Annotated in this window: 17 protein-coding genes; 1 reads left to right on the forward strand and 16 read right to left on the reverse strand. The window is 36.2% G+C overall.

The features are described 5' to 3' along the window. The first annotated feature begins 324 nt into the window (after positions 1 to 324). Positions 325 to 942 carry a glycerol-3-phosphate 1-O-acyltransferase PlsY gene (gene plsY / locus BP18_RS00250; RefSeq protein ID WP_029276022.1) on the forward strand — a complete coding sequence of 206 codons (618 nt, stop codon included), beginning with the start codon at positions 325 to 327 and terminating at the stop codon, positions 940 to 942. Positions 943 to 1,008: 66 nt separating this feature from the next. On the opposite strand, the gene BP18_RS00255 is transcribed toward plsY, so the two are convergent. The 16 genes from BP18_RS00255 to obgE all read right to left on the reverse strand — a co-directional run bounded on the left by BP18_RS00255 (position 1,009) and on the right by obgE (position 18,547). After that, complete coding sequence (locus tag BP18_RS00255; RefSeq protein ID WP_029276020.1) at positions 1,009 to 1,884, reverse strand: aldose 1-epimerase family protein; 876 nt, start codon at positions 1,882 to 1,884, stop codon at positions 1,009 to 1,011. Between the two features lie 110 nt (positions 1,885 to 1,994). Then, the gene (codY, locus tag BP18_RS00260; protein ID WP_007724962.1) at positions 1,995 to 2,804 is read right to left on the reverse strand and encodes a GTP-sensing pleiotropic transcriptional regulator CodY; all 810 of its coding nucleotides are present in this window, start codon (positions 2,802 to 2,804) and stop codon (positions 1,995 to 1,997) included. 19 nt (positions 2,805 to 2,823) lie between these two features. Continuing rightward, positions 2,824 to 4,242, reverse strand: coding sequence for an ATP-dependent protease ATPase subunit HslU (gene hslU, locus BP18_RS00265; protein WP_029276018.1), 1,419 nt, complete (start codon positions 4,240 to 4,242; stop codon positions 2,824 to 2,826). A gap of 15 nt (positions 4,243 to 4,257) precedes the next feature. Then, complete coding sequence (gene hslV / locus BP18_RS00270) at positions 4,258 to 4,797, reverse strand: ATP-dependent protease subunit HslV (RefSeq protein WP_007724951.1); 540 nt, start codon at positions 4,795 to 4,797, stop codon at positions 4,258 to 4,260. A gap of 30 nt (positions 4,798 to 4,827) precedes the next feature. Then, positions 4,828 to 5,727, reverse strand: coding sequence for a tyrosine recombinase XerC (gene xerC / locus BP18_RS00275; RefSeq protein WP_007724948.1), 900 nt, complete (start codon positions 5,725 to 5,727; stop codon positions 4,828 to 4,830). A 231-nt stretch (positions 5,728 to 5,958) separates the two neighbouring features. After that, positions 5,959 to 8,037, reverse strand: a complete 2,079-nt coding sequence (topA, locus tag BP18_RS00280; RefSeq protein ID WP_029276016.1) for a type I DNA topoisomerase — start codon at positions 8,035 to 8,037, stop codon at positions 5,959 to 5,961. A gap of 277 nt (positions 8,038 to 8,314) precedes the next feature. Next, complete coding sequence (gene dprA, locus BP18_RS00285; RefSeq protein ID WP_007724944.1) at positions 8,315 to 9,184, reverse strand: DNA-processing protein DprA; 870 nt, start codon at positions 9,182 to 9,184, stop codon at positions 8,315 to 8,317. Between the two features lie 145 nt (positions 9,185 to 9,329). Further along, entirely contained in the window at positions 9,330 to 9,842 is a 513-nt protein-coding gene (locus BP18_RS00290; RefSeq protein ID WP_007724940.1) for an adenine phosphoribosyltransferase, read from the reverse strand. Between the two features lie 23 nt (positions 9,843 to 9,865). Next, on the reverse strand, positions 9,866 to 11,965 hold the full coding sequence (gene recJ, locus BP18_RS00295; protein WP_035050134.1) for a single-stranded-DNA-specific exonuclease RecJ: 2,100 nt from the start codon (positions 11,963 to 11,965) through the stop codon (positions 9,866 to 9,868). Positions 11,966 to 12,669: 704 nt separating this feature from the next. After that, positions 12,670 to 12,966, reverse strand: a complete 297-nt coding sequence (locus BP18_RS00300; RefSeq protein ID WP_007724932.1) for a hypothetical protein — start codon at positions 12,964 to 12,966, stop codon at positions 12,670 to 12,672. Positions 12,967 to 13,152: 186 nt separating this feature from the next. Continuing rightward, positions 13,153 to 14,019, reverse strand: a complete 867-nt coding sequence (locus BP18_RS00305; RefSeq protein WP_007724929.1) for a DegV family protein — start codon at positions 14,017 to 14,019, stop codon at positions 13,153 to 13,155. A gap of 2 nt (positions 14,020 to 14,021) precedes the next feature. Next, positions 14,022 to 14,615: a DUF1836 domain-containing protein gene (locus tag BP18_RS00310; RefSeq protein ID WP_007724925.1), complete on the reverse strand. Its 594-nt coding sequence runs from the start codon at positions 14,613 to 14,615 to the stop codon at positions 14,022 to 14,024. A gap of 181 nt (positions 14,616 to 14,796) precedes the next feature. After that, on the reverse strand, positions 14,797 to 15,219 hold the full coding sequence (locus BP18_RS00315) for a LapA family protein (RefSeq protein ID WP_007724923.1): 423 nt from the start codon (positions 15,217 to 15,219) through the stop codon (positions 14,797 to 14,799). A gap of 101 nt (positions 15,220 to 15,320) precedes the next feature. After that, positions 15,321 to 16,121, reverse strand: a complete 801-nt coding sequence (locus tag BP18_RS00320; RefSeq protein WP_029276013.1) for an SDR family NAD(P)-dependent oxidoreductase — start codon at positions 16,119 to 16,121, stop codon at positions 15,321 to 15,323. A 20-nt stretch (positions 16,122 to 16,141) separates the two neighbouring features. Next, complete coding sequence (gene rnz, locus BP18_RS00325) at positions 16,142 to 17,080, reverse strand: ribonuclease Z (RefSeq protein WP_007724918.1); 939 nt, start codon at positions 17,078 to 17,080, stop codon at positions 16,142 to 16,144. A gap of 159 nt (positions 17,081 to 17,239) precedes the next feature. Then, complete coding sequence (gene obgE, locus BP18_RS00330) at positions 17,240 to 18,547, reverse strand: GTPase ObgE (RefSeq protein ID WP_029276011.1); 1,308 nt, start codon at positions 18,545 to 18,547, stop codon at positions 17,240 to 17,242. Between the last annotated feature and the right edge of the window lie 111 nt (positions 18,548 to 18,658).

An 18,658-nucleotide genomic window follows, 5' to 3' on the forward strand; every position in this document is an offset into this window, starting at 1 on the left:
ACCGCGTCTTTGAATTGCTTCGTTCTAAGAATTCTAAGAAGCACCTTTTCAATCATACTCTATATTTAAAGGAATTTAAAGCATTAAACAGTAGAGTTTTACAAAAAGGCGAAAATACGTTCGCCTAAAATGTAGAATTCTCTTTTCATTAAACTATTTTTTTTTTTGAATTGCAAGCTGAGGAGCAAATAAACTTTTTTTGTCTCTCTGTGGACTTTGTGAATTCTACACTTTTTTTGGTAGCCTTCCCATAAGATAAGTGCTAAAATAATGAGTACGTTAATGTATCTATGTATACTGCAAGTCAAGGAGAGAAGTTTGTTGATTAAAATCATACTCATGTTTATTATTGCTTATCTACTCGGTTCGATCCCATCAGGAGTTTGGATTGGAACAAAGTTTTATGGAAAAGACATTCGCCAATTTGGCAGTGGCAACTCTGGGACAACGAATACGTTCAGAGTATTAGGAAAGACTGCAGGCACATTGGTATTATTAGCTGATGTCTTAAAAGGAACACTCGCTGCAAGTTTGCCTTTACTGTTCCACTTACCGATCAATCCGATGGTTATGGGTTTAGCAGCCATACTTGGTCATACGTACCCTGTATTTGCTCAATTTAAAGGTGGTAAAGCCGTTGCTACAAGCGCAGGCGTCTTATTAGCGTATAATCCTCCGTTCTTTATCTATAGTGTGGCCATATTTTTAGTGTTATTATGGCTATCAAGAATGGTCAGCTTTTCAAGCATGATTGCTTTGCCTCTTATTACGCTATCTAGTTTAGTCATTGGGGATTGGATTTTAACAACTATTGCGTTTATCTTAACTATTTTTATCATCTACAGACATAGAGAAAACATCAAACGTATACGCAATGGTACCGAAAGTAAAGTTCCGTTTGGACTAGGATATAAAAAAGATTCTCACAAACCGCATAACTAATACAATAAAAGGATCTGAGGAAAATCTCAGATCCTTTTTCTATGCACTCCTTGTTGCTGGAAGAGCTCAACTTAGGGAGATAGTGTAATTAGCAGAAAAAGATTCGGTCCCTTTTAAATGTTGAATGCCAAGCTTTTCATTTAATTCACCCGTGAAATCAGTTGAATCTGCTATCCCAAACCACGGTTCAATACAAACAAAAGGGGATTCTTTCTTAGGCGGAGACCAAATACCTGTAAAAGGAAAATCTTCAAAGCTTAACGAAACAGAATGAGCTGTTTTCTCCGAACGAATTGAAAAAACATTCTTTCCTTTTGTTTCATAAATCAGAGCATCATTGTCAAACAAGGCTCTTTTTAAGGCGATTTCTGTATTCGTTTGACCCAATGTCTTACTTTCTAAATCTAAATAAGCACCTTTTAATGGGATTTGGCGACGTGTCCGTCTAGGTAAAAAGCTTAAATAGTAATCTTCAAACGTAGTATCGCTAGTCATAGGGACATTAAATCCTGGATGTCCCCCAATTGAGAAATACAATTCTTCTGATGGATGAGTATTTTTTACTAAGTAACTGACATTAACTGTATTCTCTTCTAAGGTATACGTTAGAGTCAATTGGAAATCAAAGGGGTAGTAAGTCTTTGTTTCAGGAGTAGAGTGAGTCGTTAAGCGAACCATATTCGCCGTTTGTTCTTCAACGTGAAATTCGCTATCTCTAGCAAAGCCGTGTTGATTCAATGGATAAGTTGTTCCATTATAGCTATACTGATCATTTTTTAAGCGCCCAACAATTGGAAACAAGACAGGTGCTTTTCTGCCCCAAAAAGCAGCATCTCCTTGCCATAAATATTCGATTCCCTCAGTAGGATTTTTAATACTTTGAAGTTCAGCGCCTTTTGTAGAAATAGACACGGTTAATAGGTTGTTTTGTAAGGTAATCATGAGTACATCCTCCTTAGTTGCTATTGCTTCTATCTAGATTTAGAACTGCTTAAAAAAATAATCCTTTAAGTATAATAAACTAAAGGATTATTTTTATAGCTATATAAGCCTTAATAAATGGATTCTTTTTCTAAAGCATCAATAAATTTCGTGTTTTGTACTTTGATATACGTACCTTTCATCCCTAGAGACCTAGATTCAATAATACCGCCGGACTCTAACTTACGTAATGCATTTACGATGACTGAACGCGTAATTCCCACTTTATCCGCAACATTAGAAGCTGTGATCCGTCCCTCAGTACCGTCTAATTCTTCAAAAATCGCCTTAATAGCCTTTAGTTCACTGTAAGACAATGTCTTGATAGCCATTTGAACAGTTGCCGTGTTACGAGCTGATTCTGCGATTTGAGTAGACTTTTTATACAAAATTTCTATACCGACTACAGTTGCTGCATGCTCGCTTAGAATTAAGTCAGGATCATCAAATGCGGGTTGTAAGCGGGCAAGTAGCAGTGTTCCTAGCCTTTCGCCTGCAACAAAAACAGGAATAACCGTTGTTAAGCCTTCTACAAACATATCCCGCGTTTCAATCGGAAAAACGGTATAATCACTTTCAATGTCGATGTTGGCTCTTGTTTCGTAAATTTCTAACATGCTTCGGGTATATTTTGCTGGGAATTTCCCATCCACTAGCATTTGTTTCACACGTTCATTATTGATTTCATGTTTTTCGTAATGACCCAATAAATTCCCCGTGTCATCAATCAAATAAGTGTTGGCATTAAGAATATCGCCTAATACTATTGCCATATCGGTAAAAGGCAATTTGCCCTCTATTAACGCATCTGACTTTACAACACCGCCTTTTGTTTGCAACAGGTGGTTAATTCTACGCATTTTTTGCAGTAAATCATTCATGAGAAGCCTCCATCATTCTTTATAAAATGTAGCGACTTAGATCTTTGTCTTCTACAATGTGTTCAATTTTTTCGTTTACGTAGTTTTCAGTGATCGTAATGTCGCCCATTTGCATATCAGGTGCCTCAAACAACAAGTCTTCTAATAGCTTTTCTAAAATCGTATGCAACCGTCTTGCTCCAATGTTATCTGTTTCTTGATTCACTCTATACGCAATTTCAGCTAAACGTTCAATCGATTCATACGTAAAAGTAATCTTAACGTTTTCGGTTCCTAACATAGCGATATATTGTTTTAAGAGCGCATTGTTCGGTTCAGTTAAAATTTTAACAAAATCTTCTTTAGTCAAATCATCCAACTCTACACGAATTGGAAATCTTCCTTGTAATTCAGGAATCAAATCACTTGGTTTAGAAACATGGAAAGCACCGGAAGCAATAAATAAGATATGATCCGTTTGAATAGGACCGTACTTGGTACTGACTTGTGACCCTTCAACAATCGGTAAAATATCGCGTTGGACACCTTCTCTAGACACCGTTCCGCTATTTTGATTTTTAGACGTGATCTTATCAAATTCATCAATGAAAATAATACCTGAATTTTGTGCTAAGTCAACAGCCATAGAATGAATGTCTTCTTGATTAACCAATTTTTCAGATTCCTCTTGGATAAAAAGGTCAATCGCTTTTTTAACGGTAACTGTCCGCTTGATTTTTGTCTTAGGACGTAAAGCCCCTAACGTTTCATTCAAATCAATACCCATTTGTTCTAGACCCGCACCCATAGGAGAATTCATCGCTTTTTTTTGACTTTCTACTTGAACAGTAATCTCTCTTTCATCTAAAAGTCCATTGCGAATTTGTTGTTTCATTTTTTCGCGATCGGTCGAAATAGCTTCCGTTACTTCTTCCTCTTCTTCAGCTTGTGGAGCTAATTGATTCGGATCTACCCCCATGTTTTTAAACATAGACTCGAATGGGTTAGTACTAGCAGCTTGTTTTTTTTCTTTTTTGATACCTGGTATTAGTATCTTAACGATTCGTTCAATGGCATTTCGTTCAGCTTGTGTATACACATTCGAATGTTGTTGTTTTTCGACAATTTGAATAGACGATTCTACTAAATCACGTACCATCGATTCGACATCGCGACCGATATACCCCACTTCGGTGAATTTTGTTGCTTCCACTTTTACAAATGGTGCTTGAACGATAGTTGCTAAGCGACGTGCAATTTCTGTCTTACCAACTCCGGTTGCACCAATCATCAACAAATTTTTAGGCGTGATTTCTTTTTGCATATCTTCTGATAGTTTCAAGCGTCTTTGACGATTGCGTAAGGCGATAGCAACTGATTTTTTTGCCATATTTTGCCCAATAATGTATTTATCTAATTCAGCAACGATCTCTCTGGGAGTCATATCTTCTTTAGTCATCATTCTTTTCACTCCTTATAATTCTTCAACAATAATATTGTGATTCGTGAATACACAGATATCAGCAGCGGTATTCAAACTTTCTTCTGCAATTTGAGCAGCTGTTAAACCTTTGCCAAGTTTTTTTAAAGCTCTGCCAGCCGCAAGTGCAAAGTTACCACCTGAACCGATAGCCAATATTCCGTCATCAGGCTGGATTACTTCTCCACCACCAGAGACCATTAACATTTCTTCTTTATTCATAACGATGAGCAAAGCTTCCAACTTTTGCATTGCACGGTCTGAACGCCATTCTTGAGCTAATTCGACAGCTGCACGCGTTAGGTTACCTTTGTATTCATGTAATTTAGCTTCAAATTTTTCTTCTAAAGTAAACGCGTCAGCGACACTTCCGGCAAACCCAACGAGCACTTCATCATTATAAATGCGGCGTACTTTTCGAGCAGTACCTTTCATGATCACTTGTTCACCCATTGTTACTTGACCATCTCCAGCCATTGCACATTTGCCATCGTGCTGAATAGCAAAAATAGTCGTTGCATGAAATTCTGTCATTGTTTTTTCCTCCAGTCAATTATCCAATTGTTAAGCTCTTGGATGAAATTGGCGATAATTTTTTTGAAGACGTTCTTTGGTTACGTGAGCATAGATTTGAGTCGAAGATAAACTGGCATGGCCTAATAATTCTTGGACCGTTCGCATATCTGCACCATTGTTTAATAAATGTGTCGCAAATGAATGACGCAACATATGCGGATGAATATCAGAGGTTAAACTGCTTTTTTTTATAACTTGATTTAAGACATATTCGATTCCAGTCGAAGTAATTGGATCCCCGTGATGGTTCACAAATAATAAGTCGTGACTCTTTTTGTATTTTGCCATCAATGGCGTGCGACTCTTCTCCATGTAATCGCGCATAGCTACGGCAGCATAATGACCAAAAGGAACATACCGTTCTTTATTGCCTTTTCCGTGAATCAATAAGACACTTAAATCGAAATCGATGTCTTTTAACTGAATACCGCTACATTCGCTTACACGAATACCGGTTCCATAAAGAATTTCTAAAATCGCTTCATTCCTAAAATCTAGCGGTTTTTCACCCTTTACAGCTTCAAAAAGAGCATCCATTTCTTTTTCATAAAAAAACTTAGGCAAGCGAAGCGTTTTCTTTTTCAAATGAATATAAGAAAACGGATTGTCTTCAACTAGTTGGTTTTTCAATAGAAATTGATAAAATGCTCGCATACTTGAAATTTTTCTTGAAATGCTATTTCGACTTAATCCTTGTTCATTTAATTCACCTAAATAGATGCGCACATCTTGCAGTGTTACATTACTAAAATTCGTATCACCCGTTTGATTTAAAAAGCTTTCAAAATGAGTGATATCTTCTTCATAAGCTTTCTTAGTCAGCTCAGAATAATGTCTTTCGGTAATCAAATACTGCAAAAAGATCGTTTTAGCTGTTTGATCCACCAAAAAGCATCCCTCCACTCTTACAACAAAGCTACTTTATCATACAAAATTTTAGATTACAATCGATTAAGATCTAAATTAATTGAATTTTAAAACAATTTAGTTATTTTCAAACAAATGTTATTGAATACCCAACAATACGAGTGTTCCTAGTGACTCCAAAATAAAAAAACTAGCTAAGTAAGAGGATTACCCCTTAAACTTCACTAGTTTTTCGATCAAGTTTAGTTCAACTTATTTTTGGACTTCTTCTTTGTAATCGCAATGGCTACACACGACTTGTTTGCTGCCTTTTGCTTTTTTCTCTACTAAATAATGATCACATTTCGGACAATTGCGTCCTACAGGTTTATCCCATGAAACAAATTCGCAAGTTGGGTAACGATCACAACCATAGAATAGACGGTTTTTCTTTGATTTTCGTTCAATAACATGGCCTTCACCACATACTGGGCAAGTTACACCTATTTCTTTCACGATTGGTTTTGTATTTCGGCAATCTGGGAAATTACTACACGCATAGAACTTTCCATAACGGCCCAATTTGATCACCATAGGATGACCGCAAAGTTCACAATCAAATCCAGCAGGTTCATCTTTGATTTGAATTTTTTCCATATTTTCTTCAGCTTTTTCGACTTCAATCGCAAATGGCTTATAGAATTGATCAATAACTTTTTCCCATTCTTTGTTGCCTTCTTCAACTTCATCTAAATCCTTTTCCATATCTGCTGTAAAGTGGACATCCACGATATGAGGGAAGAATTCATTGATTAGTCCATTGACGATACCACCTAATTCAGTCACTTCAAAACGTTTGTTTTGTAGTTTAACGTAATACCGCCGTTGAATAGTTTCTAAAGTGGGTGCATAAGTGGAAGGACGACCTACACCATTTTCTTCCAATACGCGAATCAATGTCGATTCTGAAAAACGAGCAGGTGGCTGCGTGAAATGTTGTTTAGGTTCAATATCAATAGATTTAACATTGTCGCCTTTTTCCATAACAGGCAAAATATTTTCTTTGTCTTCTTTACCTTCATCATTTCCTTCGATATATACTTTTTGATAACCAGGGAATTTGATGGTAGATCCATTTGCTCTAAAATAAATATCCTTTTGAGCAATATCAACTTTTATCGTGTCGAATACGGCAGGTGTCATTTGGCTAGCTACCAACCTTGACCAGATAAGATTATATAATTTGTATTGATCTTTTGTCAGATACTTTTCTATTTCTTTTGGTGTCCGCAACACACTCGATGGGCGAATACCTTCATGTGCATCTTGGTCGCCTTCCGCTTTTTTACCTGTCCGCGGTTTAGAAGCAGCATAGTCTGCTCCAAACTCCTTAATGATGTATTCAGCTACTTCATTTTTAGCAGAAAGAGCGATTCGAGTAGAATCGGTCCTCATATAAGTGATCAAACCAACAGTGCCACCTCGACCTAATGAGATGCCTTCATAAAGTTGTTGAGCAACCATCATCGTTTTACGGGTTCTGAAATTTAATTTTCTGGCAGCTTCTTGTTGTAAACTACTTGTCTTAAATGGCAGCGCTGGGTTTCTAATTCTTTCTTTTTTCGTAACAGACATCACTTCAAATTGGTCGCCATCCAATTCTTTGATAATTTTTTGGACATCTTCTGCAGTACCCAAAGCTTTTTTCTTTCCTTTTATGCCGTAAAAATTTGCTTTGAATTTCTTTTTGTCTTTTTTGAAATTGGCTCCGATTGACCAATATTCTTCAGGTTTGAATTGATTGATTTCTTCTTCTCGTTCACAGATCAATTTTAACGCAACCGATTGGACTCTTCCGGCACTTAATCCTTTTTTAACTTTCTTCCATAAAATAGGACTGATAGTGTACCCTACAAGTCGATCCAATATTCTTCGAGCTTGTTGTGAATTCACTAAATCCATATCAATAGAACGCGGTTCTTTAAATGCGTTTTTAACTGCTTCTTTAGTAATTTCATTAAATACAACACGATTTTTGTCTGTTACATCCAATCCTAATAAAAAACTCAAATGCCAAGCAATAGCTTCCCCTTCTCTATCCGGGTCAGCTGCGAGAAAAACTTTTTCAGCTTTTTTTGCATATTTTTTTAATTCCTTGATTAAAGGACCTTTACCTCTAATAGAAATGTACTCAGGTTGGTAATTATTTTCCACGTCAACGGCCATACGACTCTTTGGAAGATCGCGAATATGTCCGAGACTAGCCACCACTTTATAATTTCGACCTAAATATTTTTCAATTGTTTTTGCTTTAGCAGGTGATTCAACAATCACCAGGTATTTATATGCCAATGAAATGCTCCTCTCAAATGAGCGTATTTTTTACTAGTTCAATCATTTTCTAATCGGTAATAGAAATCGTTTATCATCTTATGCCATCTTTAGGTACTTTGTCAACTACCCTTATTTACTTTTCGTTTAAAAAACACCATATAATAGAAGGAAAACAACAGAAATTCCCCTTGAAACCCTTTACTTTTCCGTCCTTAAGCCATTTATATTTACACTACGAAAAAAACTTCAAAAAAACAGTTTAACTGTTTTTTTGAAGTTGATTTTTCCAAGTCTTTTACTTGGTGAACTCTTCTAAAATATGATCAGCCGTCAAGACACATTTTGCTCCATGTAAAATTAAATCATTCGTCCCTTCTGAATAAGGGTTCGTAATGTTTCCAGGTACGGCAAAAACCTCGCGTCCTTCTTGAAGTGCTATGTTTGCCGTAATTAAACTGCCACTACGATACTTAGCTTCAATGACTAGTGTACCTAACGAAAGGCCAGCAATTATGCGATTCCGCATAGGAAAATGTTGTTTTAAAGGCTTCGTTCCTAATGGATATTCTGAGATAAGCAAGTGATTCTTAGCAATTTCCTTTTGTAATTTCTCGTTTTCAAAAGGATAAAACTGATCTAGCCCCGTCCCAATAATAGCAATTGTCCGACCGCCTAGTTCAATTGTCTTTTCATGAACTAGACGGTCGATTCCTTTGGCTAAACCACTTACAGTAGTAATACCGTTAGTAATCAATTCTGGCAACAAAATAGTTAAAGCTTTTTCGCCATAGGAACTCGTTAAACGCGACCCTACAATAGCTAATAATTTTTGATTCAGCAAAGTAAGATCGCCTTGATAAAACAATAGAGCCGGCGGATTGTAAATGTGCTTTAAATATTCTGGATAGCTTTGATCTAAAATGGAGACCCATTTGATGTGTCTCTTCTTGTACTCATTCAAAGCTACTGCTCGATCAACAGCCGCATAACTATCCATAAACAATCTAGTATTTGCAGCATTTAATTGAGCACAAAATGCTAACTCATATGCAGATAAATGAGGGCTATCCATCAAAGATGAAAGCATCCGGATACGGCTTGTAGCACCGATTCCTTTGCATAAAGTTAAGTGAAATAAGGTCTGGTCAAGACTGGTCGATTGCATCTTACACGCTCCTCTTATTGTCATTGTAATATCAGTTGTGATGCTAAAACTAACTTACGCAAATAAACGAAGAACACACTAAAAAACTCTAGAAAAATCAATTTCTAGAGTTTTTTTATTTCGATGTGACAGACAAAGAAGCTTATTAGTACTCCATTAAAGCTAAGATGTCATAACCTTTGATTTTGTCACGTCCATTTAAATCTTTTAATTCAACTAGAAAAGCCGTACCAACAACTTCTCCACCTAATTTTTCAATTAATTCAATCGTTGCAGCAATCGTGCCACCTGTTGCCAATAAGTCATCACAAACAAGAACTTTTTGCCCAGGTTTAATAGCATCTTGATGGATCTGTAACGTATCTTTTCCATATTCTAAACCATACGTTACTTCGATTGTTTCGCGAGGCAATTTGCCTTTTTTACGTGCTGGTGCAAATCCAATACCCATTTCATAAGCTACAGGACATCCTACAATAAATCCACGTGCTTCAGGTCCAACAATCATTTCCACGCCTTTATCTTTTGCATATTTTACAATTTCATTTGTGGCAAAGCGGTAAGCTTCTCCATCAGCCATTAAAGGTGAAATGTCACGAAAGACGATGCCTTTTTCCGGGAAATCTGGGACATCAGCAATATATTTTTTTAAATCCATTGAAACTTTTCCTCCATTCAATTTTAAAGGGTTGCATTTGCTTGTTGTTTCATCCAACTTTCCAACTCAGAAAAGTGACTGTAAACAAAAAAGTTTTCTGATTCAATTTGTTTTAGTCGTTTTTTATAAGTTGTTGTTTGTTCTAACTCTTTTTTCTGAACATCTTTAACGACATTCATAACGCCATCTGTTATTGTAACAAATCCTATCTCTAAAAACACTGAAATAATAAAAATTAAGTTATTTTCTTTTATTTTCAAATGTGTTGCTAATAAAGTTAGTTTATTTCGAACATCAATATCAACATGTGTAGCTATATATTTAAAAACCTGTCCGAATTGATTTCGATTAGGGATTCCGTTTAAATACAACTCTTCACGGCTATAAAAACAAGCAATAATTTTTTCCGGATGATTTGCAATTAGTAATTCTTTGACCCATTCACTATCAGAAGGGCAGTCCACAAAAATTAATTGAGTGGTTTTCATCTCAAACTGATCAATTGCTGCTCCGTCCGTCAAATGATGACTAAAGCTAGTATCTGGTAAAAGATGACCATATTTTTCAAAATTTAGTTGATCAAAAAAGATGAAATCAGCTTGTTCTGTATTGCATAATGCTGCAGGAATTTGCGTGCTTCTTGAATCGAAAACTTGCACACCTTCAATAGCTAAATCTTCTAACATCAACTGTGTTTTGCGTGACCCATTCCATTCATTTATGGCTAGCTTTCCAACAACAGAAACATCTGAATATAAGCCTATTTCATCCGCAACAGAACCAAATTGAAAGCCAATAACATCTAGAAAAGTATTATCTTCAACAAGTTTCATTTTTAAATGAGCTTGATCGCCACCAATACGGCGCACATCCTGCGACTCTACATTTTTGAAGAGAAATAGAGGTTTAAGATTATCTGTTCCAAAAGGAGCCAATCGATTTAGTTCTTCAACAACTTCTACCGTAGCTTCTTGAATCTTCAGTTGACCATCTACTTGTATTTCTTCACCTAATTCTTCTGAAAGCCCTGTTTCAGCAGCATAGTGATTTAGGTTATCTTGAATCAGCGCAATATTTTCTATAGGAACAGTTAATCCAGCAGCCATATGGTGTCCACCAAAAGTAGTGGTCAGTTGACGGACACTATCCAAGGCGTTATACAAATGAAAGGCTGCTATACTTCTGCCAGACCCTTTTGCTAGACCTTTAGCGTTATCAATAGTCATAACAAGAGTTGGTTTGCCAGTTTTGCCCACGATTTTACTCGCAACAATTCCTAACACACCCTCATGCCAACCTTCTTTTGCTAAAACGTATACGTCAGAAGCTGTAGGCAATTTTTCAATCATCTCAAAAGCTTCATTGGTTATTGTAGAAACATATGCTTGCCGCTCAGTGTTTTTTTCTTGTACCAATTGTGCTAAAGCAAGGGCTGTTTCATCATCAAAGGTCGTCAATAATTCCACAGCAGGAGCTGCATCGCCTAAACGTCCTACTGCGTTCAAACGCGGTGCTATGATAAAGCCAATAGTTTCTTCATCAATTTCTTCTCGTTTGATTTTTGCTGATTTGAATAAGGCTGTTAACCCCATCCGTTGAGTATTTTTTAAAACCAATAACCCTTGCTTTACTAGAGCTCTATTTTCATTGGTTAATAAAACGAGGTCGGCTATCGTACCTAATGCGACCAAGTCCAATAACTCAATCGGTATTTCGCCTAATAAAGCCGTTGCTAGTTTGAAGGCTACGCCAACACCCGCTAGTTCTCCAAAAGGATAAGAACCTTTTGGATGCCTTGGATGGATCACTGCATAGGCATCAGGCAATGTGTCTGGCAACTCATGGTGATCTGTAATGATAACATCTATTCCTAAACTTTTTGCCCGGTCAATCGCAGTGTGTCCAGAAACACCGTTGTCGCACGTTAAAATAAGTTGCGTGCCTTGTTCAATTAAGCGTTCAAAAGCTGCTGTATTCGGTCCATATCCATCTGTAAAACGATTGGGAATGTAGTAGTTAACTTCTCCGCCTATCATTTCAATTGTTTCTTTTAAAACGGCCGTACTTGTGACACCATATAGTGATAGGTAATCTTTTGAAGCAATCGCCAGATTTTCCCCCACTCCACACCGTGCGTGAGACTTTCACCTCACACGGCGTTCCATCGTTCTATAAATTGCTTCATAAAACGACTTGAGCCCCTCCCTCAACTGCTTGTTATCACAGCTTCATTGGTACTATGGCTCTACTTTCACTTAGGTAAATTAGCTTATTGTACTCTTACGAGATTTTCGTCTAAACTGTTTCATTTGTCGGTAAAAACATCCACATCCTAAGTTTCATACGTTCCGATTAACTTATCTTGTTCTATAGATCCTTAGGTTTCTTCTATGGGCCGTTGCACTGGATCATCCCTGTAAGATGATAGGGTATTTCATAACGTCAGATTTTTACTCTACCACATGCAATAAGATTAGCTTTTGGCGCAATCTCAGTAGTGCATTTCTACACCATTTACGTATCGACTCGTACATTCGAAGATTCGTCAGCTCCTTTTAGGAACATTCTAACCATAGATCGTTTATAAGACCCCCAGCCTATCAAAAGCGAGATCCACCTCTGGATCTTTTTCGTATAAGAACTTGTCTTATTTACGGCTTTTTTCAGCTGACTTCACCGAGCTTTATACGATTAAATTTTCACCTATTTAAACGCATATCGGAGGATTAGGGAAGCCGTTTCAAGTCGTTACTCTCTCATTCCAGCTTTCAATTAATCAGTTCTCCATGTTTTTAGTTTACTAACAACATGGGCACAAGCTTTTCACTTATGAACGTATCGCACCTGCATCGTAATCGCCATAAATAGTGATTTGTTCCCCTTGCTCAACGGCTTCGGTAATCCGAGATACCGCACGCTCCATGTCATGCATCAAGTAAGGATCATAAATCCATGTTTCATCGGGTTGGATAAACTGCTCGATTTTTTCTTTAGAATCAAGCCCTCTTTGTAAACATAATTCAATAAATAAAGGAGATAAGCTTAAGGCTTTGCTTAAGTCCGTTACTTTTTCATGATCAACTATGGGTTCATTTAATTTCCATTTTGTACGTGATTTCAACAAATTCTATCACTCCTAACTGTATCATTATATCAAAATTAGACCTGTAGTTATAGCTTTAATTCCTCTTACACTATTAGCCAAAATAAAAAATAGGTGATTGCTTATCAAAACGGATAACTGTTTACACACAAAAAAGACTGGAACAATTAGCGTTCCAATCTCTCTTTTTTCTGCTATAGACAATCATTAATCTTCAATAATTTGAACGCCTATTCCAATCAATCCTGGACCCGTATGAACTCCTAAAGCTGGACTGACTTGATCTTCATAGATTTTAATAAAATTCGGCAATTTCTTTTTAAGTTCAACTCGAATATCATCTACTTGAACTTCAGCTGTTTTCCCACCAAAAGCAATCGCTAAATGGTATTTTTTTGCATTACCAGCAAACTCAGAAGCTAAATTAATCGCTCTTTGAATACTCTTTTTATTGCCGCGCACTTTTGCAACCGTGTGGTAAATGCCATTCTCATTACAAGAAATAACGGGTTTTAAGTTTAAAACATTCCCAAGGATAGAGGATACTAACCCAATACGACCACCTTTTTGTAAATACTCTAATGTCGGAACATGGAAAAAGATTTTAGATTTCTTAACGTCATCTAGTAATTTTTCTTTGATAACTTCCCATGCTAAACCTTTTTCAACATAATCAGTAGCTTTGATCGCTAAAAAGCCGCTACCGATACCAATGTTTTTAGTATCTAACGTGAATACTTCTAAATCATCAACATTTTCAGCCATTAAACGCACCATATTATTCGTTCCGCTTAATCCACTTGAAATGGTGATGGCAATCACTTTTTCATAGCCTTCATTTTTAAATTCCTGTAACATTTCACTTATCACTTCACCACTTGGCAAAGATGTTTTAGGAATCTCTTGATCTAAACGATCATAAACATCTTGTGCATGGATATCTACTTTATCAGTATATTCTTTATCTGAATAGATGATTTTTAAAGGAATTACCTTAATGTTTGCTTTTTCAATTGTTTCTAGAGGAACGTCCGATCCCGAATCAACTAAAAACCCTATTTTTTGTGTGTTCATGTTTATTCCTCCAACTTTTTGATTTTAGTTCTTTTCTTTTCTTTTTCCTTGTCTTCCTTTTGTTGTTCTACTAGAGAGAGAACTTTTTCAGTCACAATTTTTGTAGCAACTGCTATGGTAGCCGTTCGAACGATAAAAGTTGACGTATCTGTATCATCTGGCAGCAAGGGTTTCCTATCTACTTGTTTTACATGAGAAGCAATAGCTCTTAAAGCATACTCTTGCTCCGTACAAAACAAGTCATAAGCCTCTCTAATGCCACTTATTGCAGCTTGATGCAGAATTCCCTCTCTTACTTCCGAAATAGTCATCACTTGTTTTAAAATTGAAATAGCAATCAAATATGCTAAATGCCTCTTAGTGTATTTTTTCTTAACCGGAGGAGGAATCAATCCCAGCTTAACATAATTATTAATCATAGAAGAAGTGAGAATTTGTTTTTGATCATTTACTTTAAAAATAGACAAATAGCGTTCAATCAAATTTAAGACTTGATCCATATACAGATCAAAATCAGGTAGTTCTTCCCATCTGGGGAAAGTATACTGGCTTATTTCATTAGACCAAATTAATAAATCTTCTTCAACTTTATGCATATGATCACCTTTTATTCCATTTCTATTAATAATAGTTTAACACAATAGCAAGCACTAGACAATCTAGTTTTGTAAACTAGATTGCCAGATTGAAAAATAATTGTGGCTATTAAGAAAACGAATACATTCTAAATAAAAAAGAAGAATAAACCCTTAAAGTTTGTTCTTCTTTTTTTTGAATTTATAATGATGGATTTTGTTGGTTAGCAGAGTTAACAGTCGATTGAGTCATCCGACTAATCAATTCTTTTTCTAAGCTGTTAATTTTATCTGTCTGTTCACTGATAACAAGATCTTTTTGAGTAAGTTTTTCATCATATTCTGCTCGAGTTTGTGCTATTGCTTCTTCTTTTCTCTTTTCAGCATTCTCTAAGTCTTTTTTTCCTTGCTTTAAATCTTTTTTATTTTTATACGTAGTACCAATAGACATTAGAACAGTTGCTAAAGCACCAATTAATAAAGAACCTAGAATAATCATGATTAAAGGCCAAGCTACTACAGTAAAACCAAAATTAACTGGAACTGAATCAACATTTATAACAGCAAAGAATGCTACGATGACAATAAGAATGATGGCTGCTATCGTCCCCCATTGTTTTTTCATAACTTAAGAATCTCCTTTCACTATGAATTATTTTTTCCCTCTTTAACAGTGCTATTTTAACACACACTTACTAATGAACACTACGGAAATGCTTAACACTGTTATTTATTATTAAACAAGTTACCCGCCAAATAATCGCCAATTCGAGGAAAAATCGTATAAAACTTCCCAGCAACTTCTAGCAATGCAGGCAGATTTAATTCTCTTCTAGAGGTGCCCATTAAAGCAACGATACGATTAGCTACATCTTCAGCATTTAATACATAACGACCCACTTTGTCTAAATAAGTTCCGCTTTCGTCAGCGATATCAAAAAAGTTTGTTTCAATAGGTCCTGGATTTACAGTTGTCACAAAAATATTCAATGGTTTTAGTTCCAAACGCAAAGCATTTGAATAGCCAATTACTGCAAATTTGCTTGCAGAATAAATGGTTGATTTTGGTGTAGCCATTTTCCCAGCTTGAGAAGCAATATTGATAATATGACCTTGGCGTCTTTCAGCCATTTCAATAGCAACTAGTTGAGTCACATACATTAAACCTAACACATTTACACGAAACATTCTTTCAGCTAGATCCATATCAAAGGTTAACGCTTCTTCAAAGTGTCCAAAACCTGCATTATTTACAAGCACATCTACAACACCAACTGTTTGATAGATTTCTTCGATTACTTTTTTGACTTGTTCAGGATCTGAAACGTCTAAAGAAAATGCATAGGCTTTTTTACCTGAATATTCTTCACAAGTCGCCTTGACTTTTAAAAGCATGTCTTCTCTTCTAGCACTGACTATTACCACAGCACCTTTTTTTGCAGCTTCATAAGCTATTTTTTCTCCTAAACCAGTTGAAGCACCAGTAATAAAAACTACTTTATCATTAAGTGTATCGAAATTTTTCATAATAAGCTCCTTTAGTTGATTTATTTATCCGTTCTAATAAGCGGGATATCGATTTCATCAAAATCATTTACAATTCGCGTATTCGGGAAAACTTTTTTAGCTTCTTTTTCTAATAAATAAACATCTTTACCTAAATAACGAGCACTAATATGGGTTAACAATAACTTGTCGACACCCGCTTCTTTAGCTACTTGCGCCGCATCTATATTGGTAGAATGGTTATAATCTCTTGCCATTTTTTGATTCGCACCATCAAATGTACTTTCATGTACTAAAACTGAGGCATTTTTAGCAAGCAATACATTGTTTTCTGTTTTTTTTGTGTCGCCAAGAATGGTAACAATTCGGCCTTTTTGAGTTTCTCCAATAAAATCTTGTCCATTGAATACTCGTCCGTCTTCTAGGGTAATCGTTTTTCCTTGTTTTAGCTTTCCAAATAACGGACCAAAAGGTATTCCAGCTTCTTTTAACTTATCTGCTTGCAACATTCCTTGATGATCAGCTTCTTCAATCCGGTAACCAAAAGATTGGATGCCGTGTTTTAACTTACCACAACTTACCTTAAAGTGTGAGTCTTCAAATAGAATCCCATCTTCTACTATTTCGTGAAAGTTTAAAGAATACTTTAACGCTGTTCCAGATGTTTTTAGGCAAGTTAGCACATAATTTTTAATGCCAACAGGGCCATAGATGGTCAACGGTCCGTCCCCACCTTGAAAAGAGCGACTGCTTAAAAAACCAGGCAATCCAAAAATGTGATCTCCATGTAAATGAGTAATAAAAATCTTGTCTACTTTACGCGGTTTTAAAGTCGTGTGCAGTATTTGTTGTTGTGTCGCTTCTCCACAATCAAAAAGCCAAATTGTGTTGCGTTCTTCCAATAATTTTAAAGCAATACTGGTTACATTCCGATGTTTAGCCGGAACACCTGCACCTGTTCCTAAAAATAATAATTCCATTTCATCCTATCCTAACCGTTTAAGTATCAATCGTACGATAAAAAAAACCGTATTCATCTATGCTCTATATTTTAACAAATATTTCCCAAATAAGCGATAATGAGATAAATAAAAAAAAGCCAAGCAATCGATGAGTTGATTGCTTGGCTAAATTACTCTCTATTCAACAAATTCAAATTCGTATTTCATGATGCGGACTAAGTCGCCATCTTTAGCGCCACGTACGCGCATTTCTTCGTCTATTCCCATCGTTCTTAATTGACGGGCAAATCTTAAGACAGATGCATCATGATCAAAGTTCGTCATCTTGAATAATTTTTCAAGTTTCTCTCCACTCAATACCCATGTAGCATCAGGGTCTCTTGTAATTTCGTATCCTTTTTCTTCAGCAGTATGTTTATATAAAACAGTATCTTCTTCTTGATCCAATTCATATAACGGAAACTCTGAAGTTACATCTAGCACATCAGCTGTAGCATTCAATAAGTTTTGTGTTCCTTGATGTGTGATAGCTGAGATAGCAAAAATTTGAAGATCTTCTTCGTATTCGTCTTTTTTTAGCGCTTGTAATTTTTCTTTAAACGAAATTAAATTTTCTTCTGCTTCAGGCATGTCCATTTTATTGGCAACAATAATTTGAGGACGCTCCATCAAACGAAGATTGTGTGTTTCCAATTCTTTATTGATAGCTACGTAATCATCAAATGGATCGCGGCCTTCACTTCCACTCATATCTATAACATGTAAGATTACACGAGTGCGTTCAATATGACGCAAAAATTGTGTTCCCAGACCGATTCCTTGTGAAGCTCCTTCAATTAAGCCAGGCAAGTCGGCCATAACAAAACTACGTCCGTCTGGCGTTTGAACCATTCCTAAATTTGGTACTAATGTTGTAAAATGATAAGCGCCAATTTTAGGACGAGCAGCAGATACGACTGAAAGGATAGTCGATTTTCCAACAGATGGGAAACCAACTAAACCTACATCAGCTAATACCTTTAATTCCATATCAATTTTATATTCTTCTCCTGGTTCACCGTTTTCGGCGATTTCTGGAGCTGGATTTCTAGGAGTAGCGAAACGGCTATTGCCTCGACCACCTCGACCACCTTTAGCAACAACAAGACTGTGTCCATGATGCACTAAATCGCCTAAAAGTTTTCCAGTTTCTGCTTCTTTAATAGTTGTGCCAGGCGGAACTTTAATAACGTTGTCCCCTGCTCCTCGGCCATGCATGTTTTTACTCATGCCATTTTCACCGTGCTCTGCTTTAAAATGACGGTTAAATCGAAAATCCATTAATGTACGTAAACCTTCGTCTACGATAAAAACGACATCTCCACCTTTACCACCATCTCCACCAGCAGGGCCACCATCTGGTACGAATTTTTCGCGACGGAAAGCAACCATTCCGTTACCACCATCACCAGCTTTTACATTGATTGTTACTTGATCTAAAAACATTGACATTTTTATTTTCCTCCTCATTTTTAAGTGTATGAGATTTAGTTATTTTCTAGGTTACACAATGGATCTGGCGCATCATCTTAATATTACATTTGTTCCAAGATGTAA

This window comes from Carnobacterium jeotgali MS3, assembly GCF_000745125.1.
Classification (GTDB): Bacteria; Bacillota; Bacilli; order Lactobacillales; family Carnobacteriaceae; genus Carnobacterium_B; species Carnobacterium_B jeotgali.

Excerpts from the sequence above, each read along its gene's own strand:
- BP18_RS00320 (WP_029276013.1), bottom strand. The coding sequence starts at position 16,121 with ATGAAAAATTTCGATACACTTAATGATAAAGTAGTTTTTATTACTGGT.
- BP18_RS00310 (WP_007724925.1), bottom strand. The coding sequence starts at position 14,615 with ATGCATAAAGTTGAAGAAGATTTATTAATTTGGTCTAATGAAATAAGC.
- codY (WP_007724962.1), bottom strand. The coding sequence starts at position 2,804 with ATGAATGATTTACTGCAAAAAATGCGTAGAATTAACCACCTGTTGCAA.
- BP18_RS00305 (WP_007724929.1), bottom strand. The coding sequence starts at position 14,019 with ATGAACACACAAAAAATAGGGTTTTTAGTTGATTCGGGATCGGACGTT.
- dprA (WP_007724944.1), bottom strand. The coding sequence starts at position 9,184 with ATGCAATCGACCAGTCTTGACCAGACCTTATTTCACTTAACTTTATGC.
- BP18_RS00255 (WP_029276020.1), bottom strand. The coding sequence starts at position 1,884 with ATGATTACCTTACAAAACAACCTATTAACCGTGTCTATTTCTACAAAA.
- hslV (WP_007724951.1), bottom strand. The coding sequence starts at position 4,797 with ATGACAGAATTTCATGCAACGACTATTTTTGCTATTCAGCACGATGGC.
- hslU (WP_029276018.1), bottom strand. The coding sequence starts at position 4,242 with ATGACTAAAGAAGATATGACTCCCAGAGAGATCGTTGCTGAATTAGAT.
- obgE (WP_029276011.1), bottom strand. The coding sequence starts at position 18,547 with ATGTTTTTAGATCAAGTAACAATCAATGTAAAAGCTGGTGATGGTGGT.
- rnz (WP_007724918.1), bottom strand. The coding sequence starts at position 17,080 with ATGGAATTATTATTTTTAGGAACAGGTGCAGGTGTTCCGGCTAAACAT.
- BP18_RS00315 (WP_007724923.1), bottom strand. The coding sequence starts at position 15,219 with ATGAAAAAACAATGGGGGACGATAGCAGCCATCATTCTTATTGTCATC.
- BP18_RS00290 (WP_007724940.1), bottom strand. The coding sequence starts at position 9,842 with ATGGATTTAAAAAAATATATTGCTGATGTCCCAGATTTCCCGGAAAAA.